The following is a 25653-nucleotide window of genomic DNA, read 5'->3' as shown; positions in this document are numbered from 1 at the left end:
ATGAGTCTCGACGATCCCGTCATAGCTGTGGAAACTCCGCGCACGCAGGTGCAGCCGGCACCGGTCGCCGCCGGCCTGCCGCCGCGTTTCAGCTGTTTTGTCACCGGCACAGACACCGAAATCGGCAAGACGCTGGTCTCATCGGCGATGCTGCACGCGCTGGTGCAGGCCGGCGTGCGCGCCTGCGGCATGAAGCCGGTGGCCGCCGGCGCCGAACTGCGCGACGGCGCCTGGCACAACGACGACTGCGACCAGTTGGCCGCCGCCGGCAATGTCCACCTGCCGCAATCGCTCACCACGCCGTTCCTGCTGAAGGAACCGGCCGCGCCGCACATCGCCGCCGCGCTGGAAGGCGTGACGATTTCACCGGTGCCTATCCTGGCGGCCTACGTCGAGATCAACGCCGCCTCCGACGCGACGGTGGTGGAAGGCGTGGGTGGCTTCCGCGTGCCGCTGAACGATGATTTCGACACCGCCGACCTGGCCGAGCAGCTCGACCTGCCGGTGGTGCTGGTGGTCGGTCTGCGGCTGGGCTGCATCAGCCATGCGCTGCTGACGGTGGAAGCGATCGAAGCGCGCGGCCTGCGCCTGGCCGGCTGGGTCGCCAACGAAACGCAGGACGACATGGCCTTCGCCGACGAAAACGTCGCCGCGCTGGAACAGCGCATCAGCGCACCGCTGCTGGGCCGCGTGCCGCGCCTGGCCGAACCCGGCGGGCAAGCCGCCGCCGCCCATATCGATTTTACGCAGCTGCCGAATTGGCCAGCTCAGTACAAACTTTGAACGAAGAAGGAAACACGATGTCCCAGAACACCCTCCAAGAACCGAAAACCGTTTCGCTGCACCGTCCGACGGCCGCCATCACCTTGCCGCCTGCCGCGACGTGGCCGCTGGAAGACGTGATGGCATTGTTCGACCTGCCGTTCAATGATCTGATGTTCCGCGCACAGCAAACCCACCGCACCAACTTCCCGGACGGCGACGTCGAACTGGCCACGCTGCTGTCGATCAAGACCGGCGGCTGCGAGGAAGACTGCGGCTACTGCCCGCAGGCGGCGCGCTACGACACCGGCGTCGAAGCCAAGAAGATCCTCGACATCGACACCGTGCTCGATGCGGCCCGCCAGGCCAAGGACAACGGCGCCACCCGCTTCTGCATGGGCGCCGCATGGCGCAGCCCCAAGGACCGCGACATGGAAAAGGTCGAAGAGATGGTGCGCGAAGTGAAGGCGCTGGGCCTGGAGACCTGCGCCACGCTGGGCATGCTGGAAGAAAAACAGGCCGAGCGCCTGAAGGCCGCCGGCCTCGATTACTACAACCACAACCTGGATACCGCGCCCGAGTTCTACGACAACGTGATCTCGACCCGCGAATACCAGGACCGCCTGGACACGCTGGGCCGCATCCGCGAAGCGGGCCTGAAGGTTTGCTGCGGCGGCATCGTCGGCATGGGCGAGTCGCGCCTGCAGCGCGCCGGTTTGATCGCGCAGCTGGCCAACTTGAATCCGTATCCTGAGTCGGTGCCGGTCAACCATCTGGTGCAGGTGGAAGGCACGCCGCTGTATGGCATGGACCCGCTGGACCCGTTCGAATTCGTGCGCACCATCGCCGTCGCCCGCATCACGATGCCTAAGGCGCGCGTGCGCCTGTCGGCGGGCCGCCGCCAGATGGGCGAAGCGGTGCAAGCCATGTGCTTCCTGGCCGGCGCCAACTCGATCTTCTACGGCGACAAGCTGCTGACCACCGATAACCCGGAAGCGGAAGACGACCGCGCGCTGCTGAACAAACTGGGCCTGAAAACCCGCGGCGCCGTGCTGGACTCGGCACCGAAGGAGAAGTGCGGCTGCTAACCCCGCAAGCCGGGGGTCTGACCCCGAACGGGGGCCGGGCCCATTGGGACCGGCGGGGCGTAGCCCCTCCCCAGACCCATCGAAGCCTCGGGTTTACAGACTCAATAAAAAAACTTCCAGCCACAAGCTGCAAAGAGAGAGACCATGTTTACAAAAATACTGATCGCCAACCGTGGTGAAATCGCCTGCCGTGTGGCCGCCACCGCGCGCCGCATGGGCATCAAGACCGTCGCCGTGTACTCGGAGGCGGACGCCAACGCCAAGCACGTGGCGGTATGCGATGAAGCGGTGCTGATCGGCCCCGCCGCCGCCAAGGAAAGCTATCTGCGCGGCGAGAAAATCATCGCCGTCGCCAAGGCCACCGGCGCGCAAGCGATCCATCCCGGCTATGGTTTCCTGTCCGAGAACGCCGAATTCGCCGACGCCTGCGCCGAAGCGGGCCTGGTGTTCATTGGCCCGCCTGCGTCGGCGATGCGCGCGATGGGCTCCAAGTCCGCCGCCAAGCAGTTGATGGAGAAAGCCAACGTGCCGCTGGTGCCGGGCTATCACGGCGAGCAGCAGGACGCCGACTTCCTGCACGCGCAGGCCGACAAGATCGGCTACCCGGTGCTGCTGAAGGCTTCGGCCGGCGGTGGTGGCAAGGGCATGCGCGTGATCGAGAACTCGGCGCAGTTCAAGGACGCGCTGGCGTCGTGCAAGCGCGAGGCGATCAGTTCCTTCGGCGACGACAAGGTGCTGGCGGAGAAATACCTCCAGCGTCCGCGCCACATTGAAATCCAGGTGTTTGCCGATACCCTCGGCAACTGCATCTACCTGTTCGAGCGCGATTGCTCGGTGCAGCGCCGCCACCAGAAAGTGCTGGAAGAAGCACCAGCGCCGAACATGCCGGCCGAACGCCGCGCGGCGATGGGCGAAGCCGCGGTCGCCGCCGCCAAGGCCGTCGGCTACGTCGGCGCCGGCACGGTGGAATTCATCGCCAACCAGGACGGCTCGTTCTACTTCATGGAGATGAACACCCGCCTGCAAGTGGAACACCCGGTCACCGAAATGATCACCGGGACCGACCTGGTGGAATGGCAGCTGCGCGTGGCCGCCGGCGAACCGCTGCCCAAGCAGCAGCACGAACTGGCCATCAACGGCCACTCGATCGAAGCGCGTATCTATGCCGAGAATCCGGAGAAAGGCTTCCTGCCGTCGATCGGCACGCTGCGCCACATGGAGACGCCGGGCGCGGTCGCCTTTGAGCTGGGCGGCGCCGTCAACCTGCCGGCCGGCGTGCGTATCGATTCCGGCGTGCGCGCGGGCGATGCGATCTCGCCGTTCTACGATCCGATGATCGCCAAGTTGATCGTCTGGGGCGCGGACCGCAAGCAAGCGCTGGCCCGCATGGCGCAGGCGCTGTCGCAGTACCAGATCGTCGGCCTGGCCACCAACATCGCCTTCCTGAAACGCCTGGTCGAAGGCCAGGCCTTCTCGACGGCCGACCTGGATACGGGCCTGATCGAACGCAATCACGACGCGCTGTTCCCGGCCGCGCAAGCCGCGCCGGACGCCGCGCTGGCGCTGGCCGCCGTATCACTGATCGAATCAGAGAAGGACCGCTCCGCCGCTCAATCCGGCGCCAACGCCGCCGACCCTTGGGGCCAGGCGCTGGGCTGGCGCATGAACCATCCTTACCTGCGCGCGTTGTCGTTCGGCGACGAGTTCGCGGCGGCCAAGCCGTATGGCGTCAACGTCAGCTACCGCGCCACCGATTGGCTGTTCAGCGTCGGCACGGCGCAGCCGCAGGTACTGAGCCTGATGTCGCAGGACGGCAATGACATCAGCATCAAGCTGGGCGAACGCGCCGTGCACGGCACCGTGCGCCGCGACGGCGACATGCTGCACGTGTTCACCAACGGCGCGCACTATCCGCTGGCCTACAACGATCCGATGGCGCACGCCGGCGAGACCGAGTCCGAAGGCGGCCGCCTGACCGCGCCGATGCCAGGCAAGGTGGTCGCCGTGCTGGCCGCCAAAGGGCAGGAAGTGAAGAAGGGCGATGCCCTGGTCATCATGGAAGCCATGAAAATGGAGCACACCATCGCAGCGCCGCACGATGGTGTGGTCGACGAAATCCTGTACAGCGTGGGCGACCAGGTGGCCGACGGTGCGCCGCTGCTGGCCTTCAAGACGGCGTAAAGGAGGACATCATGCGTATTCTTTTACATCGGGCGGACGGCAAGACCGAGCCGTGGATCAAGGACTTTGCCAAGTACCTGCCGGAAGCCGAAGTCGAAATCTGGCATGCCGGCGAAAAGTGCCAGGCCTGCGACTACGCGGTAGTGTGGGCGCCGCCGGAAGCGATGCAGGCGGACCTGGCGCAGGTAAAGGCGATCTTCGTCACCGGCGCCGGCGTCGACGCGCTGCTGAAGTTCAGCGACGCGCTGCCGCCGCACATTCCCATCATCCGCCTGGAAGACGCCGGCATGGCGCTGCAAATGGCGGAATATGTGACCTATTCGGTGCTGCGTTATTTCCGCCGCTTCGACGAGTACGAAACCCAGGCGCGCGCCGGCCAGTGGCTGCCGCTGCCGCAGCATCCGAAGGAAGACTTCGCGGTCGGCGTATTGGGCATGGGCGTGCTGGGTACGCGCGTGCTCGAGGCGCTGGCGCCGTTCGGCTTCCCGCTGCGCGGCTGGAGCCGCACCGAGAAGAGCATGCAGGGCGTGCAGTGCTTCCACGGCGCCGATGGCCTGGACACCTTCCTGCGCGGCAGCCGCGTGCTGGTCTGCATGCTGCCGCTGACGCCGGACACCAACAACCTGCTCAACCGCACCAATATGTGCAAGCTGCCGCAAGGCTCGTACCTGATCAACGTCGCGCGCGGCGCGCATGTGGCCGAACCGGACCTGCTCGCGCTGATCAAGTCCGGCCACATCGCCGCCGCCACGCTGGACGTGTTCCGCAACGAGCCGCTGCCGACGCAGCACCCGTTCTGGCAGGAGCCGCGCATCACGATCACGCCGCACATCTCGGCGCTGACCTTGCGCCGCGAGAGCGTGCAGCAGATCGCCGAAAAAATCCGCAAGACCGCGAAGGGCGAGACAGTCGCCGGGGTGGTCGACCGCAACCGAGGATATTGAATGAACAGTTTGCCGAAACAGGTAAAGATCGTCGAAGTCGGCCCGCGTGACGGCCTGCAAAATGAAAAAGAGAGCGTACCCGCCGAGGTAAAAATCGAGCTGGTGAACCGCCTGGCCAGCGCCGGTTTCCAGAACATCGAAGCGGCATCGTTCGTGTCGCCGAAGTGGGTGCCGCAGATGGCCACCAGCAAAGAGGTGATGGCCGCGATCACGCGCAAGCCGGGCGTGATCTACTCGGCGCTGACGCCGAACATGCAGGGCTTCGAGGCGGCGCTGGCGGCCAAGGCGGACGAGGTGGTGATCTTCGGTTCGGCCTCGGAAGCGTTCTCGCAGAAGAACATCAACTGCTCGATCGCCGAATCGATCGCGCGCTTTGAAGGCGTGGCGAAAGCGGCCAAGGATAACGGTTTGCGACTGCGCGGCAGCATCAGCTGTTCGTTCGGTTGCCCATATCAGGGCGAAGTGCCGCTGGATGCGGTGGCCGACGTGGTGGGCCGCATGCGCGACCTGGGTTGCGACGAGATCGACATCGCCGACACCATCGGCGTCGCCACGCCGCGCAAGACGCAGGCGGTGATGGAGACGGCGATCCGCGCCTTCCGCCTGGACGGTTTGTCCGGCCACTTCCACGACACGTATGGACAGGCGCTGGCCAACATCTACGCCGGTCTGGAGCTGGGCATCACGATTTATCACTCGTCGGTGTCGGGCCTGGGCGGCTGCCCATACGCCAAGGGCGCCACTGGCAACGTGGCCACCGAGGACGTGCTGTACATGATGCAGGGTTTGGGGATTGAAACCGGCATCGACCTCGATATCGTGGTCGACGCCGGCCAGTTCATCTCGCAGTTCCTGGGACGCAAAGGCGCCAGCCGCGCCGGCAACGCCATCGCCGCCAAGCGCGCCGGCTAAGCATCACTCGCGGACCAGTTTGTCCGCGACGTACATGCGGTACTGCCTGATACGCCCGGTGACGGTGTCGGGCCCCTGGCGCGGCATGTAGCGCACGCCCGCCACCTCCACCTGCTGACCAAGATCGATGATCAGCTGGTGCGGGTGGCCGGTCCCGCCGGAAAACGCGGTGTGCCAGTGATCCGACGCCTGTCCGTTGATGGCGTTGAGCGCCGATCCATCCTCCTTCTTCAACTCCTCGCTGCTGGCGTAGGCGATCGTCCACGATTGCTGGTTGATGGTCTTGCCGTCCTTGCCCAGCAGTGAAATCTCGGCCACCGCCGCGTACTGCTTGCCGTCGAAGGCGCTCAGCGATTCAAGACAGAACTGGCGGCCTTTGACCGGTGCGGCAAACAGCACATCCTGGGTCGCGCCGCCGGCGGCAAACTCGCCCGCCTGCGCCGGCGCGATGCCTTCCAGCGCCGGCTTGACCGTGCTGGCTGGCCGCGCCAGGTCCAGCTCCGGATTGAGCTGGTCGAGTATCGGCTCCGTCAGACCGGCGATACGGGCGCTGCGCGGGCCGGTCAGGTCGAGCACCACGATTTCGTTGCGGCCCTTCCTGATCCACGGGCCGGGCAGGTACATGGTCTGCGTCGGTCCGATGCTCCAGTAGCGGCCCAGGCAGCGGCCGTTGATCCACACAATGCCCTGTCCCCAGCTGGACATGTCGAGGAAGGTGTCGGCCTGCCGGCCGGCCTCGAAGCCGCCGCGCCAGAAGGCCGGACCCTTGGCGCGTCCGCGCTTGAACGACAGCGGCGGCAGCACGCCGTCGGCATCAAAATCGATGGCGCGGATTTCCCAGTTCTCCAGCGTCTGCGCGGCGCCGTCCTTGGTGGTGAACGTCACCGGACCATGCAAGCCCTTGCGGTCATGGACTTCCAGCCCGAAGTTCACCCGCGCGATGGTGTACAGCAGGATCTCCACCGTCACGGGCTTGCTGCGCGCCGGCACGGCGACCGAGAAGCGGCGATGGCGCGTATCGAGCGTTCCCACCTGCTTGCCGTCGATGTAGACCCAGGCCAGGTCGCGCACCTTGGCGGCGGCCAGCAAGCCCGCCGGACCGGCCGGCAGCTGCACGCGATAGGCCACCAGTCCCCGGCTGATGTCGTACTGTTCGATCGGCTCCGGCGACACGGCCTTGATCGTCCGCGCCGGCAGATTGGCCAGCACCGGCGCCGACTCGCTCAACGCAAACGCGTCGATGCGCATGACGGGATTGCGTGCCGGCGGTTCGGGCAGCACTTCGCCCGCCGCCAAGAACGGCCGCATGCCTTCGCGATAGGCGTTGAACTTGGCGCCCATCCATCCCGCTTCGCTGATCGGCGCGTCGTAGTCGTAGCTGGTGGTGTCCGGCCGGAAGGGACGGTCGCAGCCGCCCCAGAGGCCGAACGTCGTGCCGCCGTGCGCCATGTAAAGGCTGAACGAACCGTTCGCCTTGAGCATGGCCTGGATGTCGATGACGGCGCTGGTATTGTCGCCGCGACGATGCGGGTTGCCCCAGGTGTCGAACCAGCCGGAGTAGTATTCGCCGCACATCAGCGGCGCCTGCTGCACCGCCGCCAGCGCCTTGAAACCGCTGGCCGGATCGCTGCCGAAATTGGCCACCGAGAGCATGCCGGGAATGTGCGTCTTGGCGACCGCATTGGTCGGATTACACTGGAACAGCGGCACGTCGAACCTGGCGTCGAGCAGCGCCTGGCGCAGCACGCGCATGTAGTCCAGGTCTTCGCCGAAGAAGCCGTACTCGTTCTCCACCTGGACCATCAAGATCGGGCCGCCCTGGGTCACCTGCATAGTCCCGAGCACGCGGCCAACTTCATTCAAATAGCGCCGCGCCGGATCGATAAAGGCCGGATCGCGCGTGCGCAGGAAGGCATCGCCCGGATTCTTCTTCAACAGCCACCACGGCAGGCCGCCCATCTCCCATTCGGCGCAGGCGTAGGGACCGGGACGCAGGATCACCCACAGCCCTTCCTGCTGCGCGAGCCGGCAGAACTCCACCGCATCGCGCTGGCCGCTCCAGTCGAACTTCCCTTCGCGCCACTCGTGGTAGTTCCAGAACAGATAGGCGCACACCGTGTTCAGGCCCATCGCCTTGATGGCTTTCAGGCGATGGCCCCAGTACTCGCGCGGCACGCGGGCGAAGTGCATTTCGCCGCAACGGATCTGGAACGGTTTGCCGTCGATGAGAAAATCACTGGCGCCGACCGCGAAGCGCGGCGCCGCTTGCGCGCCGGCATGGATAGGCAGCAGGGCGCCGCCGGCGACGGCAGCGGCGCCTTGCAGCAGGCGGCGGCGGGGCAGGTTCGCTCGCATCATTTAGAATGCCACTCGCAGGCCAACGTTGGCGCGGCGGCCGACATCTTCCAGGGTGAGGAACTGCGTTTCGTTGTTGGCATATTCATGCATTCGCGAGTTGGCCAGGTTGATGAAGTCGGCGTAGAGCGCCATCTTCGGCGTCAGATTGTAGCGCAGGCTGGCGTCGGTCTGACCGTAGGCTGCGCGGTTGCGCGGCAGGGTGCTGCCGCCGCCGCAATCGACGGAGAAGTGGTTACGCCAGTTGTAGCTGACCCGCGCCATGAACTTGTCGTTCTCGTAGAACAGCGAGCCGTTGTACGACTGCGGCGACAGGCCAGGATAGCCGCAAGCCGGCGTGCTGCTATCGGTCTCGCGGGTCGCGCTGGCATCCACGTAGGTGTAGTTGGCGGCGACGCCGAAGCCCTTCAGCCAGGAGATGTTGTCGTCGAAGGCGTACTGGCCGGCCAGTTCCACGCCTTTGATCTTGCCTTCCTGTCCGTTGCGCACGCGGGTGTCATGCACCACTTCCGTGTACTGTGGGATCTTCATGTCCACCATCTTGGTCTCCAGGAAGTTGGAGACGTCTTTGCGGAAGACGGCGAGGCTGACGTAGTTGGTCTTCGACAGATACCATTCGTACGACAGGTCGTAGTTCTTCGACTGCATCGGCTTCAGGTAAGGATTGCCGCCACCGGTTTGCACGTCGCCATAACGGCCGCCGTAGGAATTACTGACGCCCATCTGGTTCAGGGTAGGACGGGTCTCGGTCTTCGATGCGGCCAGGCGCAGCATCATGTCGGCCGTCAGGTCGAACTTCAGATTGGCGGACGGCAGGAAGCTGTTGTAGCTGTTGGTGACGGTGTTGACGGCGGTCGGGCCCCAGTTCAGGATGTAGGTCGTGTCGTTGGGGCTCTTGGTTGCCGACAGCAGCACGCGGCTGATGCCGGTCGACGACGAGTTCACGTGCACCACGCGCATGCCGGCATTGGCCGACCAGCCCGCGCCTTCCCATTTGGAGTCCAGGAAGAAGCTCGATACTTTCTCCTTCACGCCCCACATGTCCGGCTTGGTGTAGTCGATCGCCATCGGGCCGTTCGGATACTTGCTCTTGTCCAGATACAGCGCCGGATCGTTCGATTGCGCCAGCAGCGACGGCTGGTTCAGATAGTTCATGTACTCGTACGGATTGAAGCGCAGATAGGCGCTTGGAATCTGTGCGCCATTGCCCAGGAAATTATCCATTGGCGTTACGGTGAACAGCGACGACGGCAGGGCAACGTGGTAGCCGCTGAAGGCGTTCCAGGCGTCGTTGTTCCACTGCGTGCGCTCGACGTTGCGCTGCGAGTAGGCCATGCCGGTGTCGATGCCCTTGAAATAGCCCATCTCGTGATTCCAGGCCAGGCTGAAACGGCCTTCCTGCAAATCGTCGAGATTGCGGATGTCGCCGTACGAGACGGCGTGCGCGCGCACCGCGCTCGGATCGGCGATGCCGTCGCCGAACACCACGCCAGGCGTGGCGCCGAAGGTCAGCACGTCGCCGTTCTTGGGCACCATGCCGGCCACGATCCACATGTTCGGCGACTTGGAGGTGGTGCGCGAGTTGGAGATATCGCCTTCCAGTTTCAGCTCCGGCGCCAGCGCCCATTTCGAGTTCAGGCCGAACGCCTGCGTGGTGGACAGGCGGTCGCCGCCCTTGACGATCATGTCGTTCGAGTTGGCTTCACCCAGCAGCTTGCCGCTGCCGGCGATCGCCGGGTTGTTCGCGTAGAAGATCGAGCCGGGCCGCAGGAAGCTGGTGACCTGGTTGTTGGAATCGGTCTTGATGCCGAGCTGCTGCGGATTGTTCCAGTCGCTGAACGCGATCACGTCGTTCTTCTGGTCAAGGCGCGAGTACAGCGCGTCCGCCGTCAGTTTCCAGGTCGGCGACGGGTTGTATTGCACCGTCAGGTTGCCGACCAGGCGCTTGCGGCTTTCGTACTCCTGCTGGAAGCCATAGCTCTGCGGCATGTAGAGCTTTTTGGTGGTCACGTCGGCCATCGTCAACCCTTTGGAGTTGAGGTCGCCGTTGATCATGGAAACGTCGCGGTAGTTCCAGCCGTCGTTGACGGCCTTGTTCTGCTTGGAGGCGCGGTCGGTGTAGGAGAGCGAGCCGGTCACGCCCAGGGTGCGGTTCTCGTTGGCGAAGGAATACATGCCGCTGATATTGGGCGTGTTCTTCTTGGAGTTCGTGTCGTAGGAGTCCGACACATTGACCACCGACGTGTGGCCCAGCTTGCCCGACAATGGACGCGCGGTCTGGATATCCACCGTCGAGCCGATGCCGCCCTCCGGCAGGAAGGCTTGCGAGGTCTTGTAGACCAGCGCTTTCGAGATCAAGTCGGAAGACAGCAGGTCGAAGGAGAATTCGCGGCCGCCGGTGTCGCTGGTCATGGTGCGGCCGTTGACCAGCACATTGTTGAACTCGGGCCCCAGGCCGCGCACGGAGATGTAGCGGCCTTCGCCGTTGTTGCGCTGGATCTGCACGCCGGTAACACGCTGCAGGGACTCGGCGATATTCGTGTCCGGGAATTTGCCGGCGTCCTCGGCCGAGACCGCGTCGACCACGCCGTCCTGGATGCGCTTGGTCGTCAGCGACGACGACAGCGAGGCGCGGATGCCGCTGACGACGACGACGGAACCGGTATCGAGCGGCTTGGCTTCGCCCGACGTTTGCGCGGCCGCGCCCATCATCATCAACATTTCAGCCACGACGGCGGCGATGATTGTTTTCGAAGTATTCAATTTCATTGTGTCTCCAGTGTTTTATTTTTAGGAATGAATGAATGTGCGAATGCCTGCCTGGAACGGCGCGAAACTCTAATAGTCAGGAACAGGCGCTCGCCGGATGCGGCGAGCTAGCAGGCGATGGGCCAGTTGAGCGTTGTCGGTTGCATGGTCTCTCCGTAATTTTTATATGCGCGTTTTACCACGCGCTCATTTCATATTACGCAAGAGCTTGTTTGGCAACCAATTGCATATTCAACCGGATCTATGAACTATTCGTATAGCTCGCTTGCCGGTTATAGGATGTCTGAAGGCAGATGAATGGGGCGTCAATGCAACGCGGCAGGGGCGAAATCGAACTCCAGCAGCGCGTCGTCCGGCCAGTCCTGGTCGTGGACCGGGGCCAGGTAGACCGTGCCGCCATCCTCCAGCAGGCTGGCCGGCAGCTGGCTGCGGCGTCCGTTCAGCGTCAGGTACATGGCGGCGATCGGACGCGGCGCGATATTGTCGACCTTGATCCGCGGGCTCAGGCAAGGTTGGCCCGCCGCGTTCAATAGTTTGCGGATCACGTAAGGGAGCTCATATTGCTCGACCGCCCAGCGCACCGCGCACTCCAGCCGCAGATCGCCCAGGCGGCGCGCGTTGGGCGGCACGCCTGGCGTGCGCACATCCGGGCGCCAGCGGAACGTGCCCGGCTTCCGGTTGAGCAGCAACTCGGCATCCTCCTTGCTCGCGGCCTCGCTGCGCGGCACGCTGAAAGTGCCGTCCCCGGCGACCGCAAGCGGCAGGCTCATCTCATCGCCGGCGATGCGCAGCTTGATATCCTTGAGCGAGGCGTTGGGCGCCTTGGGCAACAGCACAAAGCGCAGCGATGCGCCGGGGGCCATGCGGTGCTGCTGCTCGAAGATGTCCAGTCCGGCGCTGAAGGCGCGGTAGGTTTTCCAGTCCGGGTCCTTGGCGGCGCTGACGACCACCGCCTCGGAAACGTCCTGGCCGCCGCCGAACGCAGGATTCAGCACCAGGCACTGCAACAGCAATAAGAGGGAAAGTCGTTTCATGGCTCGATGGTAACACTATTTACATAAGTGCTTATGTAATTTGAAGATAAAAAAAAGACCCAAGAGCCGAAACTCTTGAGTCTTTTTTCTTGAATCTTGGTCGGAGTACAAGGATTCGAACCTTGGACCCCCTGGTCCCAAACCAGGTGCGCTACCGGACTGCGCCACACTCCGAAGAAGCAACATAATACAAGCTGCTCCAGTATCCGTCAAGTGTCACTATGAAATCAGTATGTACCATGGCGATTTTTTTTCAATGTGAGATTATGGCGGTGTGCACAAATTATCTAAAAAACCATGAGCGCGACTTTCACCCAACTCCAGCCCGCACCGATGCGGCGGCCGGGAATAGGCGCGGGCATCGTCGTCTCGCTGGTGCTGCATGTGGCGCTGATCTTCGGCTACCGGCTGGCGGCGCCGACCGCGCCTGAGGCGCCGCGGCCGGCCCAGACGATGACGGTCTGGCTGCGAACGCCCGCGCCGCCAAAACTGGTCGTGGCCAAGGTGGAGCCGCCGCCGAGGCCGAAAGCGGAGCCGGCCCGCAAGCGCGAGCGGCCGCAGGTCGCCAACCGTGCCAGCCCGCCAGCGCCAGCCGCCGAGCCAGCGCCGGTCGCCGCGCAGGCGATCACGCTGCCGGCACCGGCCAGCAGCGCGCCCGATCCGCTGCACCCGGAACTGCAACCGAAGCAATTCGACATGGACGCGGCGCTGAAAACCGCCCGCAAGGAAGCCAACGCCAAGGACCCGGCCCGCGCCGGCCTGCCGGTGGCGCAGCTGGAAGACCATCCGCTGTATCCCGAGCGCGAAAGCAAGCTGGCGCGCGACATCCAGGGCGCCGCCCGGCCGGATTGCCGGAAGGGCGGTGGCGGCCTGCTGGCCCCGCTCATCTGGCTGCTGGACAAGAAGGACAGCGGCTGCAAGTTCTGACTACTCGTCACCCTTGAGCTGCAGGGCGCGGTCGTACAGCGCGTTCTTCTTGTGGCCGGTGATCAGCGCGGCCAGGTTGGCCGCCTGCTTGACCGAGCATTCGGTCAACAGGATCTTGAGGATGCGCTCGGCCTCCACGTCCTGCTCATCCTCGGCCGCCGGCGCGCCGGCCAGCAGCACGACGAACTCGCCTTTTTCGCGGTGCGCGTCGGCCCTGATCCACGCCTCCGCCTCGGACAGCGGGCAGCGGTGGATTTCCTCGAACATCTTGGTCAGCTCGCGCGCGAACACCACCTGGCGCTCCGGCTCGAACACCGCCGCCAGCGCCGTGGCGCAATCGAGGATGCGGTGCGGCGCCTCGTAGAACACCATCGTCGCGGTCACCGCGCGCAAGGTGCCGAGGAAGTTCTCGCGCTGCTTGGCCTTGGCCGGCAGGAAGCCGACGAAGTAAAACTGGTCGTTCACCAGCCCGCTGGCCGACAAGGCCGTCACCGCCGCCGAGGCGCCCGGCAGCGGCAGCACGCGCAAGCCGGCCGCGCGCACCGCGTCGACGATGCGCGCGCCCGGATCGGACACGGCCGGCGTGCCGGCGTCCGACACCAGCGCGATACGTTCGCCGGCCTGCAGCCGGGCGATCAGCGTTTCCGCCACTTCGCGCTCGTTGTGCTGGTGGGCCGCGATCAGCGGCTTGTGCAGGCCGAAGCGGGTCATCAGCTGCGCGGTGTTGCGGGTGTCCTCGCAGGCCACGGCGTTGACCAGGCTCAAGACATGCAACGCCCGCAGGCTGATATCCGTCACATTGCCGATCGGGGTCGCCACGACGTACAAGGTTGCGCTAGGATAGGTCTGGTGCGCCATTTCGCCCATCACGGGCAGGGTGGCGATGGAGCTGGATTCTTGTGCGGTCATGGGGGTAGGATGAATAGTGTGAGGTTGTCGCTGCTGTGTACGGTTGCGGCGCTGGTCAGTGCGTGCAGCACGCCGTTCTGCAATGCGCCCGGAGGATTGTGCGCGCCCGGCTCATCAAATACAAGTGCGGCGGCCCCGCTGCTGCCGCCTGCGCAGCCGGCGCCGCTGCCCAAGCCACCGCCGGAACCGACGCCGCCGCCCGCCGAAACCTTCGCCGTCACGCTGCCGGGCCTGGCCCCGCCGGCCCGAACCGCTCCCTCCGCCCCGACCGGCGCCGGCCTGAGCGTCACACCCGACGCCGCGCCCGCCCCGGCGCGCGCCGCCGACGAGGCGGCGCAACCGTCCAACGCGCCAATCCGCATGAGCTTGCTGCTGCCGCTGCGCTCCGAAACGCTGGGCCTGGCCGCGTCGTCGGTGCGGGCCGGCTTCCTGGCGGCCTGGGAGCGCGACCGCGACAACATCATCGTCACCGTGGTGGAAACCGGCGACGTGCCGCAGGACGTGCTGGCCAGCTACGCCCGCGCCCAGCAGCAGGACGACATCATCATCGGCCCGCTGGCGCGCTCCGCCGTGGCGGCCATCGCCGCAGCGGCGGACCGCGCCAGCCCCCTGCTGCAAAAACCGACCATCGCGCTGAACTATCCGGACGGCTACGGCGTGGCCGGCGCCGCGCCGCTGCCGCCGCAGATGCTGGCCATGGGCCTGTCCATCGAGGAGGAAGCGCGCCAGGCCGCCCAGTGGGCCGCCGCCGACCTGCCCGGCAGCACTGCCGTCATTTTAAGCACCGGCACACCCTGGCAGCGCCGCGTGGCGGCCGCCTTCGCCGCCCAGTGGCAGCGCCACGGCCTGCCGCTCAAGATGGTCGAGCTGAGCGCGCCCGACGGCTACCTCAGCGACCCGGAACTGGTGCAGCTGCGCGCCCGCCTGCGCGACGACACGCCCGGCCTGCTGTTTTCGGCCATGAGCGCCGACCAGACCCGCCAGCTGCGCGGCGCCCTCGGCGACGCCTTCAACAGCGAGCCGACCAATCCCACCTTCAGCACCGCCGACGCGCTGCCGCCGCCGCCCGTGCCGGCGCCGGCGCCGCAATTGCGCTCGCTGCCGATCTACGGCACCTCGGCGCTGAACCCCGGCAGCGGCAGCAACAGCCCGACCCAGGAGCTGGACGGCGTGCGCCTGCTGGACCTGCCGTGGCAAATCCAGCGCGATCATCCGGCGGTGATGGTCTACCCGCATCCGCTGCAATCGAACAGCGCCGACATCGAGCGCCTGTACGCGCTGGGCATCGACGCCTACCGGGTGGCGCGCGAGATCGGCCGCCACCGCGCCGGCCGCTTCCACCTGGACGGCGTGACCGGTCGGCTGACCATCGATTTCGGCCAGGGCGCGGCCGCTTTCGAGCGGATCGAGCAGCCGGCGGTGTATAAGAACGGCGTGCCGCTGCCGGTCACGCCGTGAGGCCGCCATGCCGCAGACCCCGCAACAACGGTTGGGCCGGTTCGGCGAAGACCGGGCGCTGGCCCATCTGAGCGCGGCCGGGCTGGTGCTGGTCGAGCGCAATTTCCTGTGCAAGGTGGGCGAAATCGACCTGATCATGCAGCACGGCGCCCACCTGGTGTTTGTCGAAGTGCGGCGCCGCGCCCTGGGCCGCTTCGGCGATGCGGCCGCCAGCGTCACCCCGGCCAAGCAGCGGCGGCTGGTCCACGCCGCCCAGTTTTACCTGCTGCGCTACCGCCAGCCGCCGCCATGCCGCTTCGATCTGGTGGCCATCGACGGCGAAAAGTTGTCATGGATACAAAATGCGCTGGAAATGTAAGCATTTTTAACAGCGCTTGTCCGGGCCGCTGTGCGGCTGCACTATAATCAGCACACTATGAATAATCAACGCATACTCTCGCACTTCCACGAAAGTGCCGAACTCAAGATCCAGTCCGCCACCGTCCTCGCTCCGCACATCGCGCAAGCGATCGAGCTGATGTTCTCGGCGTTGTCCAACGGCAATAAGATTCTGGTGTGCGGCAACGGCGGTTCGGCCGCCGACGCCCAGCACTTCGCGGCCGAGCTGGTGGGGCGCTTCGAGCGCGAACGCTTCCCGCTGCCGGCCATGGCGCTGACCACCGACACGTCGATCCTGACGGCGGTGGCCAACGACTACAGCTACCGCGAGATCTTTTCCAAGCAGGTGCAGGCGTTCGGCCAGGCCGGCGACATCCTGCTGGCGTTCTCCACCTCGGGCAACTCGGCCAACGTGATGGCGGCGATCGAAGCGGCGCTGGAGCGCGAAATGCGCGTGGTGGCCATGACCGGCAAGGGCGGCGGCGCCATCGGCAAAATGTTGACCGACGCCGACGTGCACATCTGCGTGCCGGCCGACCGTACTGCCCGTATCCAGGAAGTCCATCTGGTGACCATACACTGCATTTGCGACGGCATCGACGTCGCGCTATTCGGAGGAGATGCGAATGACTAATCCCGGCGTTATCTGGAAAAAAGTACAACGGCCGCTGGCCATGAGCGTGCTGTGCGGCGCCATGCTGGCATCGTTGTCGGGCTGCGTCGCGCTGGTCGCGGGCGGCGCCATTTCCGGGACGCTGGCCGCCACCGACCGCCGCACCCTGGGTGCGCAGACGGAAGACCGGGCGATCGAAGTCAAGGGCAGCATCAAGCTCAACAACGTCGTCGGCGACGCGGGTCATACCAACATCAACAGTTTCAACCGCCGGGCGCTGCTGACCGGCGAAGTGCGCGACGAGGCCATGAAGGCCGCCGCCGAGCGCGAGCTGCGCGGCATCGAAGGCGTGGTGACGGTGATCAACGAGCTGGAAATCGCCGGCCCGTCGAGCTACACCTCGCGCTCGAACGACGCGCTGATCACCACCAAGGTCAAGGCCAGCCTGGTCGACATGAAGGACATCTCGGCCAACTCCTACCAGGTGGTGACCGAGCGCGGCGTGGTGTTCCTGATGGGTCGCGTGACCCAGCGCGAAGGCCAGATCGGCGCCGACGTGGCGCGCGGCGTCAGCGGCGTGAACAAGGTGGTCAAGGTGTTCGAATACATCACCGAGGAAGAGTGGAAGAGCTTCCAGCCGAGCAAGTCGGCGTCCAACTCGTAATCCGGAGCAGGTCTATAATGGCCTTCTCTCCTTCCACGCCTGAGTCCATCATGCAAAAGACGCAATCCCCCGGCTGGATCAAGCCGGTGCTGGCCGCCGTGCTGATCGGCGCCATCGGTTTTGGCGGCTACCTGTCGCTGAACAAGCGCCAGAGCGCGCCGGAAATCACCTTCGTCAGCATCAAGGGCGAGAAGATCGCGCCGGAGAGCTTGCGCGGCAAGGTGGTGATGGTCAATTTCTGGGCCACCTCGTGCACCACCTGCGTGGGCGAGATGCCGAAGATGGTCGACACCTACAACAAGTTCAAGGGCCAGGGCCTGGAGTTCGTCGCCGTGGCGATGAGCTACGACCCGCCGAACTACGTGCTGAACTACGCCGAAACCCGCCAGCTGCCGTTCAAAGTGGCGCTCGACACCGACGGCTCGGCCGCCAAAGCCTATGGCAACGTAGCGATGACGCCGACCACCTTCGTCATCGGCAAGGATGGCAAGATCCTCAAGCGCTACCTGGGCGAGCCGGACTTCGCCGCCCTGCACAAGCTGCTGGAAGAATCACTGCGCGGCTAATCGGCGGGGGTCAAGTCTGACATTCGGACACGAACTCTGCCGTAGTGTCCATTACGGCAGAGTTCGTGTCCGAATGTCAGACTTGACCCCCGAGGTTTTTTATCTGGCACGGCGCTTGCATCACTTAGGGCTCTCCTCAACCACCGGAAAGCCATCATGGATCGCAACCAAGTCACCCAAAAAATCCTGTCCGTTAAAGTCGCCAAACAGCTGCGCTGGGCCGAGCTCGCCGGCGAATTTGGCCAGAGCAAGGAGTGGACCACCGCCGCGCTGTTGGGCCAGATGACCTTCAACCGCGTCCAGGCCGACAAGGCGCAGGCGCTGTTCGGCCTGACCGACGAAGAAGCGGCGTGGCTGCAGATCGTGCCGTACAAGGGCTCGCTGCCGACCGCGGTGCCGACCGACCCGCTGATCTACCGCTGGTACGAGATCGTCAGCGTCTACGGCACCACCATCAAGGAACTGATCCACGAGGAATTCGGCGACGGCATCATGAGCGCGATCGACTTCTCGATGGACATCCAGCGCGAAGCCGATCCCAAGGGCGACCGCGTGCAGGTGGTCCTGAGCGGCAAATTCCTGCCCTACAAATCATACTGACGGCATCGGGGTCAGAAGCCGGCTTGCGCCGACAGGTACAAGCCGTGCTGTTTCTTCGGGTTGAAGACGGTGATGTCGCCCAGCTCGGCATAGGCGGCCGTCAGCGAGAAATTCTTGCTAGGGAACCAGGCCACGAACGCGTCGTAGTAGGCCTTCTCGTTGTCCACTCCCAGGTTGTGCGGCTTGCGGCGGTACTCGGCGCCCACCGCCAGCTTGCGGTTGACCAGGTAGGCCATCGACACTTCCGGCATCAGGCGCAGGCTGTCGCCCTTGTCGCCACCAAAGCCCAGCAGGCCCATCTGGTTGGCGCGGGTCGCCCGCAGCGTGCCGTTTAGCAGCAAGCTCTGCTCGAACAGGATCTTGGTGGCCGCCACGTAGTAGTCATAGCCGTGATCGTCCCTGGCGCCCAGTTGCATCACATTGCTCACGCCCAGCGTGCCCAAGCCGCCCACACCCTTGTTGCGCTTGTACAGCATGCCGATCGCCACCTGCGGCATCCAGCTGTCCTGCTCGTAGACGGCGTCGCCCGCCACCTTCACTTTGACGCCCAGGATGTCCTGCTTAATGTTGAGCAGGTTCAGCGGCGCCAGGCTGCCCTTGAACTCCTGATTGGCCAGCGAAATCTCCAGCCGGTCGGCGATGCCCATCGCCACCCCATAGCTGTCGAGCTTGTAGTCCTGCGTGGCCAGGCGCGTGGTGTGCGCGTTAGCGCCCCAGCTGTCGCGCGTGCCGTAGCCGCTGATCAGCGCCCACGGTGTGATGCCGCCGCCACCCGCGCCTTCGACCTGGCTGACGCCGCCGGTGGCGAGGAACTTGCCCATGTCCGGCTTGCCTTGCGCGGCCGCGCCGCCGCAGGCCAGCACGGCGGTCAGTGCGGATACGAGGTGTTTCATAGGGCTTCTCCCGGCGCCATCATTTGGTGACGATGACGCGCTGCATCGGCGCCAGTTTCGCGATCAGCTTGTTCGATACGCTGCTGGGCACGTGGTTCCGCTCCATCGCGATCTGCAAGTCCTCGGTCAGCGCGTTGAACATCGCATTGGTGATCTGCAAATCCTGGTGCACGGTGGCCATGTCGCGCACGGTGCCCACGCCGTCCATCGTCTTGTCGCGGTATTTGCCTGTGTACTTGCACGGGCCGCCGGCAAACTCGCAAAACTGCTCCTGCAAGCGCGCGCCGACCTGCATCATGTCGAAGTCGGCGAAAGTTTCCTTGATGCGCGCATCGGCCAACACCAGCGGAATGAGGGTGTCGACGATCTTCCTGATGCCCTCCTTGCCGCCCAGGCCGACGTAGGTGGCGTCATCGGTGTAAGGCGTTTGCGCCATCGCCAGCGACGAAGCCAACAGCAGGCCCAGCCCGGCCATCCGGGAAAAATGCGGCATGCCATTCCTCCTATTTCGGGAACAAAATCATCTGCGTGCAGCGGAACAGGGCGATGGTCTTGCCGCTCGCCTTGTTGGTGACGATCGCATCCCAGACCTGGGTGGTGCGCCCCAGGTGCACCGCCTTCGCGGTCGCCACCACCACGCCGTCGCGCAGCGTGCCCAGGTGATTCGACTTCAGCTCGATGGTGGTGAAACTCTGTCCGCCCTCGGGCAGGTGCGAGAAGCAGGCGTAGCCGCAGGCGGTGTCGGCCAGCGTCACCACGCTGCCGGCGTGCAGGTAGCCGTTCGGCGCCAAATGCTGCGGCGTGACCGCGAACTCGGCCACGATCTCGCCTTCGCGCACATCGGTGATGACGATGCCCAGCAGATCCGGCAGCGTGCCCTTGCCGAAGCTGTTGAAATATTCCGGGTTGAACTTGCTGGCGTCCATAGGTGTCCTTCGCGAATGGGGGCCCTGGGCCCGACACTGGATGATAGCAACTTTCCCCCTACATCACCCGCACCCAGCTGCCCTTGTACAGGATCGGTCCGGTCGGCCCGTTCGGGTCCGGCGAGCCGCCCTTGGGCTCCAGCGTGACCGCCAACAGCGCCACGTCGTCGCCGACGGCCTTGCTGCTCATCGCCAGCCTGACCTCGCCACGCGCGTTCAGCAAGCCCAGCGAGCGCGGATGGCCCGACTTCGGCACCGCCCACAGCTCCAGCGATTTGTCGCCCGGCACCGCAGCCGCGCCCACCACCCGCACTGTCATCGCCTGGTGACGGCTGTCGCCGGTCAGCAGCAGCGCGGTCTGCGCCTTGTCGTCGGTCAGCGTGGCCACGTAGTCGAGCTGCGGCGCCTGCAAGCTGCGCACACTTATCGTCACCACCAGCAAGGCCGCGACGGCGGTCGATACCATGCCTAGCGAGCGCCAGAACGTTACCGACTCGCTGCGCCAGAACTGCCACGCCGCATGCGCGCGCGGCAAATTCAGGCGGCGCTCGATGCCTTGCCACACCTGCTTGCGCGGCGGCTGAGCGCTGGAGAACTCGGCCAGCGGCGCCAGCCGGTCCTGCCATTCGACGACGATGCGGCGCAGCGCGGCGTCGTTGTGCAGATGGCCTTCGAAGCGGCGGCGCGCGCCGCCCTTGAGCGTGCCCAGCACGTATTCAGCCGCCAGCTGGTCGCGCAGGGCGGCGTTGTCGCGGAGGTTCATGCGCGCTCCCCCTTGGCCAGACAGGTCTTCAGCTTGTCGAGGCTGCGGCGTATCCAAGTCTTGACGGTGCCGATCGGCAGCGCCATCTGCTGCGCCACCTCGCTGTGCGACAGGTCATGGAAAAAGGCCAGGCCCAGCACCTGCCGGTGCAACCCTTCCAGCGCCGACATGCAATAGGCCAGCGCCTTGGCGTCGCGGCTCATTTGCAGCGCCTCGATGGGCGTGGCTGCGGGATCTTGCAGTGCATTGATCACCTCGCTGTCAAACTGTTCGCCGTCGATTTCCGTGGTCACATCGCTGCGGCGCAGCAGATCGAAAGCCTTGTTGCGGACGATGGTCGTCATCCAGGTCATGGGGGCGGCCAAGTGGCTTTGATAGGTGCCGGCGTTGTTCCAGATCGCGACGAAACTTTCTTGCAGCACCTCTTCGGCCAGTTCGCGCTTGATCAATATACGCAGCGCGAAGCCAAACAGTTTCGCCGATGTCGCATCGTAGAGTGAACGAAAGGCGACCGCGTCGCGTTTGGCCGCGCCTTGCAGCCAGAGGCGTAACTGCTGGGGATCGAGAGTATTCGCGTCGGACACTGCGGGCCTTCCGGGTGGAGAGATTTGAGATGCAAGCCTGTGAAAAATACCATATCCCTCAACCGCATGAATACACATTTATTTTGAATCCGGTTCGCCCCGCGCCACGTATATCCCCTCGCAGTACCAGGAAGATCAACCAATCGAGGGAGAAAACGAAATGCAAACTATCGTCAAACACGCGATGCGCGCGGCCGTCATCGGCGCCGTGGCAAGCGCCTTCGCCCCAGCGGCCATGGCGTCCAGCCACCGCGAAGCACCGTTCGTCGCGCAGAGTCCCAAAGTCGACGGCACCGACTTCTATATGTTCCGCAGCTACGAGTCCGGCCGCGCCGGCTTCATCACGCTGATCGCCAACTACATCCCGCTACAGGATGCCTACGGCGGCCCGAACTACTTCGCCATGGACCCGAACGCGCTGTACGAGATCCACATCGACAACAACGGCGACGCCAAGGAAGACCTGACCTTCCAGTTCCGCTTCAACAACGCCAACAAGGACAGCAAGCTCACCGTCGGCGGCAAGCAAGTGTCGATCCCGCTGGTGATCAACGGCGGCGCCATCGCCGGCCCCAACGCGGCCGGCGCCAACGTGCGCGAGACCTACACCGTCAACGTGGTGCGCGGCGACCGCCGCACCGGCGCCAAGGCCGCCGTGACCAACGCGGCCGACGGCGCCAGCACCTTCGACAAGCCGCTCGACAACATCGGCAACAAGTCGATCCCGAACTACGCGGCCTATGCGGCAGCCCACATGTACAACGTCAACATCCCCGGTTGCAGCACGCCGGCGCGCATGTTCGTCGGCCAGCGCAAAGACCCGTTCGTGGTCAACCTCGGCGAGACTTTCGACCTGGTGAACATCAAGGCCCCGGCCACCGAATTCAACGCCAACGCCGAGAAGGCCGCCAAGGACGACCTGGACGACAAGAACGTGACTTCGATCGAACTGGAAGTTGCCGCCTCCTGCCTGACCGCGGCCGGCAGCAGCGATCCCGTGATCGGCGGCTGGACCACCGCCAGCGTGCGCCAGGCGCGCCTGCTGAACCCGACGCCCAATTCCGGCGCGCCATCGAAGGAGGGCGGGGCCTGGACCCAGGTCTCGCGCCTCGGCATGCCGCTGGTGAATGAAGTGGTCATCGGCTTGAAGGACAAGGACACCTTCAACAGCAGCAAGCCTTCCGGCGACGCGCAGTTCGCGACCTACGTCACCAATCCAACGCTGCCGGCGCTGATTGAAATCCTGTACGGCAGCGCCGGCGCCAAGGCGCCGACCAACTTCCCGCGCAACGACCTGGTGGCGACCTTCCTTACCGGCGTCAAAGGCCTGAACCAGCCAGCCACCGTGACCGCATCCGAAATGCTGCGCCTGAACACCTCGACGCCGGCCGTCGCGATGGGCGCGCAGAACCGCCTGGGCGTGATCGGCGGCGACAATGCCGGCTTCCCCAACGGCCGCCGTCCTGGCGACGACGTGGTCGACATCGCGCTGCGCGTGGTGATGGGCAAACTGTGCACGCTGAACCTGGGCTGCGCGCCCGTCGACGCACCAGCCGGTGGCCTGCACTTCACCGACGGCGCCTACCTGGACGACAGCTACTTCAGCGCCGCCTTCCCGTACCTGAAGACGCCGATCGCCGGCTCGCCGCAGACCTCCGGCATCACGTCCGCACGGAGCAAGCCATGAAGTACCTTGGCCTGATTGCGCTGCTGGTGCTCAGCGCATGCGGGGGCAGCACCCACTATGAAGACCACACGCCGGTCAAGCCGCCGCCACCGCCACCGCCGCCGGTGACGATGCTCGATGCGTTCTACACGGCGGTACTGGCCATCATCGGCGATGGCAGCGAAACCTCCTCCGAGCCGATGGCGACAGACAGCGTTGTCGCCACCGCGCCGGAGGACACGGAACCGGTCGCGTACAAGTAAGCCATGCAGCATAAGGGCGGCGGCGAAATGCTGCCGCCCTTGCTACCGTTTTGAGGGCAACATGAAGAAACCAATTTTTGCATTGCTGCTGAGCGCCGCCGCAGTGGCGGCACAGGCGACGCCTTACCTTCCCGCCAGCGGCCAGCAAGTGATCGAAACGCTGCCGCGCCGTGGCGATCCGGTGCAGCAGGAACTGCGCCGCATGCGCAGCGAATTGAACGCGCGCCCCAACGATATGGTACTGGCCACCAGTCTCGCCACGCGCTATATCGGCCTGGCCCGCAGCGAAACCGATCCGCGCTACCTCGGCTACGCGCAGGCGGCGCTGGCGCCGTGGTGGTGGCTGTCGTCGCCGCCGGCGCCGGTGCGCCTGCTGCGCGCCACGCTGCTGCAAAGTACCCACCAGTTCAAGCCGGCGATGGACGATCTGAAGGCCGTGCTGGCGGCCGATCCCTCCAACGCGCAGGCATGGCTGACGCAGGCCACCGTGCAAACCGTGCAAGGCGACTACGCCGGCGCCACCGCCAGTTGTGCGCATCTGTCGGCGATGTCGATAGAACTGGTCACCATCAGCTGCATCGCCAACGTCGGCGCGGCGACCGGGCGTTCCGTTAAAAGCGAGCAGCTGCTGGACCTGACGCTGGAACGCAGCAGCAACGCGCCCGCTGAGCTTCAGGTATGGGCGCTGACGCTGCTCGCGGAAATGGCGCAACGGCGCGGCGCAGCCGACATCGCCGAAGCGCGCTACAAACGCGCACTGGCACTGAGCCCGCGCGACAGCTACCTACTGGGCGCCTATGCCGATTTCCTGCTGGAGCAAGGGCGCGCGAACGAAGTCGCCGCACTGCTGAAGGACCAGGCCCGCATCGACGCGCTGCTGTTGCGCCGCGCTTTGGCGTTGCAGCAGCAGGGCAACGCGCGCGTGGCGTTGGCCGCAGATGTGAAGGAACTGACGGCCCGCTTCGACGCCGCAGCCCAGCGCGGCGACACGGTACACCAGCGCGAACAGGCGCGCTTTGAACTGATGCTGCGCCACGATCCGGCCACCGCGCTGACGCTGGCGCGCAAGAACTGGGCGGTGCAAAAGGAAGCGGCCGATATCCGCATCTTTCTGGAATCGGCCGTGCAGGCGCGCGACGCCAACGCCGCCAGGCCAGTGCTGGACTGGGTCGCATTAAATCACACCGAGGACGTGGCCGCAACGCGCCTGATCCGACAACTGCAAGCGAGAACATGATGAAACGCCTGATGCTATTTTTCGCGCTGCTGTGCGGCGTCGCGCTGCCGGCTTATGCGCACAAGCCCAGCGACAGCTATCTGTCGCTGGAAGTGCAGGGTGAACGCATCACCGGCCAGTGGGACATCGCGCTGCGCGACCTGGATTTCGCCATCGGCCTGGACCAGGATGGCGACGGCAAGCTGACGTGGGACGAGATCCGCACGCGGCATGCGGCGATCGCGGCGTATGCGCTGGAGCGCCTGGGCATCGCCACCGACCAAGGCGCCTGCCGCATCGACACCGACCAGCAGCTGGTCGACAATCACACCGATGGCGCCTACAGCGTGCTGCGTTTTCACGCCGCCTGCCCCGGCCCTGTAACGGCGCTGACCATCAACTACCAGCTGTTCGCCGATCTCGATCCGCAGCATAAAGGCTTGCTGCGCTTGACGCGCGACGGCGCGACATCCACCGCGATCTTCGATCCAGCCCATGCGCGACAGACCTTATCGCTGACATCGCCGGACCGCTGGCAGCAATTCGGCGCCTACGTGAAGGACGGCGTGTGGCACATCTGGATCGGCTACGACCATATCCTGTTCCTGCTGTCGCTGCTGCTGCCGGCGGTGATGCTGGGTGTGCGCGGCACGCCGTCGGCCAGCCTGCGCGAGTCCTTCATCGACGTGCTGAAAGTGGTGACGGCCTTCACGCTGGCGCACTCGCTGACCTTGACGCTGGCCAGCCTGTCGCTGATCTCGCTGCCATCGCGCTGGGTGGAGTCGGCGATTGCTGCGTCGGTGGTGCTGGCCGCGCTGAACAACATCTATCCGCTGTTCCGCGGCCGGCGGCCGGTGGCGGCGTTCGGATTTGGACTGATCCACGGCTTCGGCTTCGCCAGCGTGCTGATCGACCTGGGCCTGCCACAGGGCGCTTTGCTGTCCAGTTTATTCGGCTTCAACCTGGGCGTGGAGATCGGCCAGCTGTGCATCGTCGTCGCCTTCCTGCCGCTGGCGTTCGCATTGCGCGGCACCTGGTTCTACCGCCGTCTGCTAACCGGCGGCTCGGCTGTGATCGCGCTGGTGGCCGTGGTGTGGCTGGCCGAACGTGCGTTCGACCTGAAGCTGATCAGCGCGTGATCAGCGAAAAAAAAGCAAGCCGTCTCGCGAGGGCTTGCTCTTT

General features: G+C 65.1%; 25 protein-coding genes and 1 tRNA gene. 16 read left to right on the top strand and 10 right to left on the bottom strand.

The window, feature by feature from the left end:
• The 5 genes from bioD (at position 1) to KVP70_RS07650 (ending at position 5887) form a co-directional block, all read left to right on the top strand.
• On the top strand, positions 1–783 hold the full coding sequence (gene bioD, locus KVP70_RS07670; protein WP_217941542.1) for a dethiobiotin synthase: 783 nt from the start codon (positions 1–3) through the stop codon (positions 781–783).
• Between the two features lie 17 nt (positions 784–800).
• Positions 801–1850, top strand: coding sequence for a biotin synthase BioB (gene bioB, locus KVP70_RS07665; RefSeq protein WP_217941541.1), 1050 nt, complete (start codon positions 801–803; stop codon positions 1848–1850).
• Between the two features lie 144 nt (positions 1851–1994).
• The gene (locus KVP70_RS07660; protein WP_217941540.1) at positions 1995–4031 is read left to right on the top strand and encodes an acetyl/propionyl/methylcrotonyl-CoA carboxylase subunit alpha; all 2037 of its coding nucleotides are present in this window, start codon (positions 1995–1997) and stop codon (positions 4029–4031) included.
• A gap of 11 nt (positions 4032–4042) precedes the next feature.
• The gene (locus tag KVP70_RS07655; RefSeq protein ID WP_217941539.1) at positions 4043–4975 is read left to right on the top strand and encodes a 2-hydroxyacid dehydrogenase; all 933 of its coding nucleotides are present in this window, start codon (positions 4043–4045) and stop codon (positions 4973–4975) included.
• Positions 4976–5887 (top strand): hydroxymethylglutaryl-CoA lyase, encoded by a 912-nt coding sequence (locus KVP70_RS07650; RefSeq protein WP_217941538.1) that lies wholly within the window; start codon positions 4976–4978, stop codon positions 5885–5887.
• A gap of 3 nt (positions 5888–5890) precedes the next feature.
• Here the strand turns inward: KVP70_RS07650 and KVP70_RS07645 are convergent, their stop codons facing one another.
• The 4 genes from KVP70_RS07645 to KVP70_RS07630 all read right to left on the bottom strand — a co-directional run bounded on the left by KVP70_RS07645 (position 5891) and on the right by KVP70_RS07630 (position 12219).
• The gene (locus KVP70_RS07645) at positions 5891–8245 is read right to left on the bottom strand and encodes a beta-galactosidase (RefSeq protein ID WP_217941537.1); all 2355 of its coding nucleotides are present in this window, start codon (positions 8243–8245) and stop codon (positions 5891–5893) included.
• Positions 8246–11011, bottom strand: coding sequence for a TonB-dependent receptor (locus KVP70_RS07640; RefSeq protein WP_217941536.1), 2766 nt, complete (start codon positions 11009–11011; stop codon positions 8246–8248).
• A 305-nt stretch (positions 11012–11316) separates the two neighbouring features.
• Positions 11317–12045 (bottom strand): hypothetical protein, encoded by a 729-nt coding sequence (locus KVP70_RS07635; protein WP_217941535.1) that lies wholly within the window; start codon positions 12043–12045, stop codon positions 11317–11319.
• Between the two features lie 97 nt (positions 12046–12142).
• Positions 12143–12219: transfer RNA gene (locus KVP70_RS07630), tRNA-Pro, on the bottom strand.
• A gap of 123 nt (positions 12220–12342) precedes the next feature.
• Here KVP70_RS07630 and KVP70_RS07625 point away from each other — a divergent pair.
• Entirely contained in the window at positions 12343–12972 is a 630-nt protein-coding gene (locus KVP70_RS07625) for a hypothetical protein (protein WP_217941534.1), read from the top strand.
• Here KVP70_RS07625 and rsmI read toward each other — a convergent pair whose 3' ends face one another.
• Positions 12973–13881, bottom strand: a complete 909-nt coding sequence (gene rsmI / locus KVP70_RS07620) for a 16S rRNA (cytidine(1402)-2'-O)-methyltransferase (RefSeq protein WP_217941533.1) — start codon at positions 13879–13881, stop codon at positions 12973–12975.
• Positions 13882–13890: 9 nt separating this feature from the next.
• Here rsmI and KVP70_RS07615 point away from each other — a divergent pair, with 9 nt between their 5' ends.
• From KVP70_RS07615 to cynS, 6 genes are all read left to right on the top strand, one after another.
• Positions 13891–15339, top strand: coding sequence for a penicillin-binding protein activator (locus KVP70_RS07615; protein WP_229224667.1), 1449 nt, complete (start codon positions 13891–13893; stop codon positions 15337–15339).
• A 7-nt stretch (positions 15340–15346) separates the two neighbouring features.
• Entirely contained in the window at positions 15347–15697 is a 351-nt protein-coding gene (locus tag KVP70_RS07610) for a YraN family protein (protein WP_217941532.1), read from the top strand.
• Between the two features lie 57 nt (positions 15698–15754).
• Positions 15755–16351, top strand: a complete 597-nt coding sequence (locus KVP70_RS07605) for a phosphoheptose isomerase (protein ID WP_020703882.1) — start codon at positions 15755–15757, stop codon at positions 16349–16351.
• Positions 16344–16994, top strand: coding sequence for a BON domain-containing protein (locus KVP70_RS07600; RefSeq protein ID WP_217941531.1), 651 nt, complete (start codon positions 16344–16346; stop codon positions 16992–16994). Before KVP70_RS07605 ends, KVP70_RS07600 begins: the two co-directional genes overlap by 8 nt.
• Positions 16995–17044: 50 nt before the next feature.
• Positions 17045–17560 carry a peroxiredoxin family protein gene (locus KVP70_RS07595; RefSeq protein ID WP_217941530.1) on the top strand — a complete coding sequence of 172 codons (516 nt, stop codon included), beginning with the start codon at positions 17045–17047 and terminating at the stop codon, positions 17558–17560.
• A gap of 156 nt (positions 17561–17716) precedes the next feature.
• The gene (gene cynS / locus KVP70_RS07590) at positions 17717–18160 is read left to right on the top strand and encodes a cyanase (RefSeq protein WP_217941529.1); all 444 of its coding nucleotides are present in this window, start codon (positions 17717–17719) and stop codon (positions 18158–18160) included.
• An 11-nt stretch (positions 18161–18171) separates the two neighbouring features.
• On the opposite strand, the gene KVP70_RS07585 is transcribed toward cynS, so the two are convergent.
• The 5 genes from KVP70_RS07585 to KVP70_RS07565 are packed head-to-tail and all read right to left on the bottom strand — an operon-like array spanning position 18172 to position 21326.
• Entirely contained in the window at positions 18172–19053 is an 882-nt protein-coding gene (locus tag KVP70_RS07585; RefSeq protein ID WP_217941528.1) for a DUF3034 family protein, read from the bottom strand.
• A 19-nt stretch (positions 19054–19072) separates the two neighbouring features.
• A complete protein-coding gene (locus KVP70_RS07580) occupies positions 19073–19546 on the bottom strand; it encodes a group I truncated hemoglobin (RefSeq protein WP_229224666.1) in 474 nt (157 codons plus the stop codon).
• 10 nt (positions 19547–19556) lie between these two features.
• Entirely contained in the window at positions 19557–19979 is a 423-nt protein-coding gene (locus KVP70_RS07575; RefSeq protein ID WP_217941527.1) for a PaaI family thioesterase, read from the bottom strand.
• Between the two features lie 58 nt (positions 19980–20037).
• The gene (locus KVP70_RS07570) at positions 20038–20742 is read right to left on the bottom strand and encodes an anti-sigma factor (protein WP_217941526.1); all 705 of its coding nucleotides are present in this window, start codon (positions 20740–20742) and stop codon (positions 20038–20040) included.
• Positions 20739–21326, bottom strand: a complete 588-nt coding sequence (locus tag KVP70_RS07565; protein WP_217941525.1) for a sigma-70 family RNA polymerase sigma factor — start codon at positions 21324–21326, stop codon at positions 20739–20741. Before KVP70_RS07565 ends, KVP70_RS07570 begins: the two co-directional genes overlap by 4 nt.
• A 160-nt stretch (positions 21327–21486) precedes the next feature.
• Here KVP70_RS07565 and KVP70_RS07560 point away from each other — a divergent pair, with 160 nt between their 5' ends.
• The 4 genes from KVP70_RS07560 to KVP70_RS07545 all read left to right on the top strand — a co-directional run bounded on the left by KVP70_RS07560 (position 21487) and on the right by KVP70_RS07545 (position 25610).
• The gene (locus tag KVP70_RS07560) at positions 21487–23013 is read left to right on the top strand and encodes a DUF4331 domain-containing protein (protein ID WP_217941524.1); all 1527 of its coding nucleotides are present in this window, start codon (positions 21487–21489) and stop codon (positions 23011–23013) included.
• On the top strand, positions 23010–23255 hold the full coding sequence (locus KVP70_RS07555) for a hypothetical protein (protein WP_217941523.1): 246 nt from the start codon (positions 23010–23012) through the stop codon (positions 23253–23255). Before KVP70_RS07560 ends, KVP70_RS07555 begins: the two co-directional genes overlap by 4 nt.
• A 61-nt stretch (positions 23256–23316) precedes the next feature.
• Positions 23317–24492 (top strand): tetratricopeptide repeat protein, encoded by a 1176-nt coding sequence (locus tag KVP70_RS07550; RefSeq protein ID WP_217941522.1) that lies wholly within the window; start codon positions 23317–23319, stop codon positions 24490–24492.
• Complete coding sequence (locus KVP70_RS07545; RefSeq protein ID WP_217941521.1) at positions 24489–25610, top strand: HupE/UreJ family protein; 1122 nt, start codon at positions 24489–24491, stop codon at positions 25608–25610. The genes KVP70_RS07550 and KVP70_RS07545 overlap by 4 nt, the downstream gene beginning before the upstream one ends.
• Positions 25611–25653 lie beyond the last annotated feature (43 nt).

Source organism: Duganella violaceipulchra (genome assembly GCF_019166075.1).
Classification (GTDB): domain Bacteria; phylum Pseudomonadota; class Gammaproteobacteria; order Burkholderiales; family Burkholderiaceae_D; genus Rugamonas; species Rugamonas violaceipulchra.
This window is presented reverse-complemented; position numbering and strand designations above follow the sequence as displayed.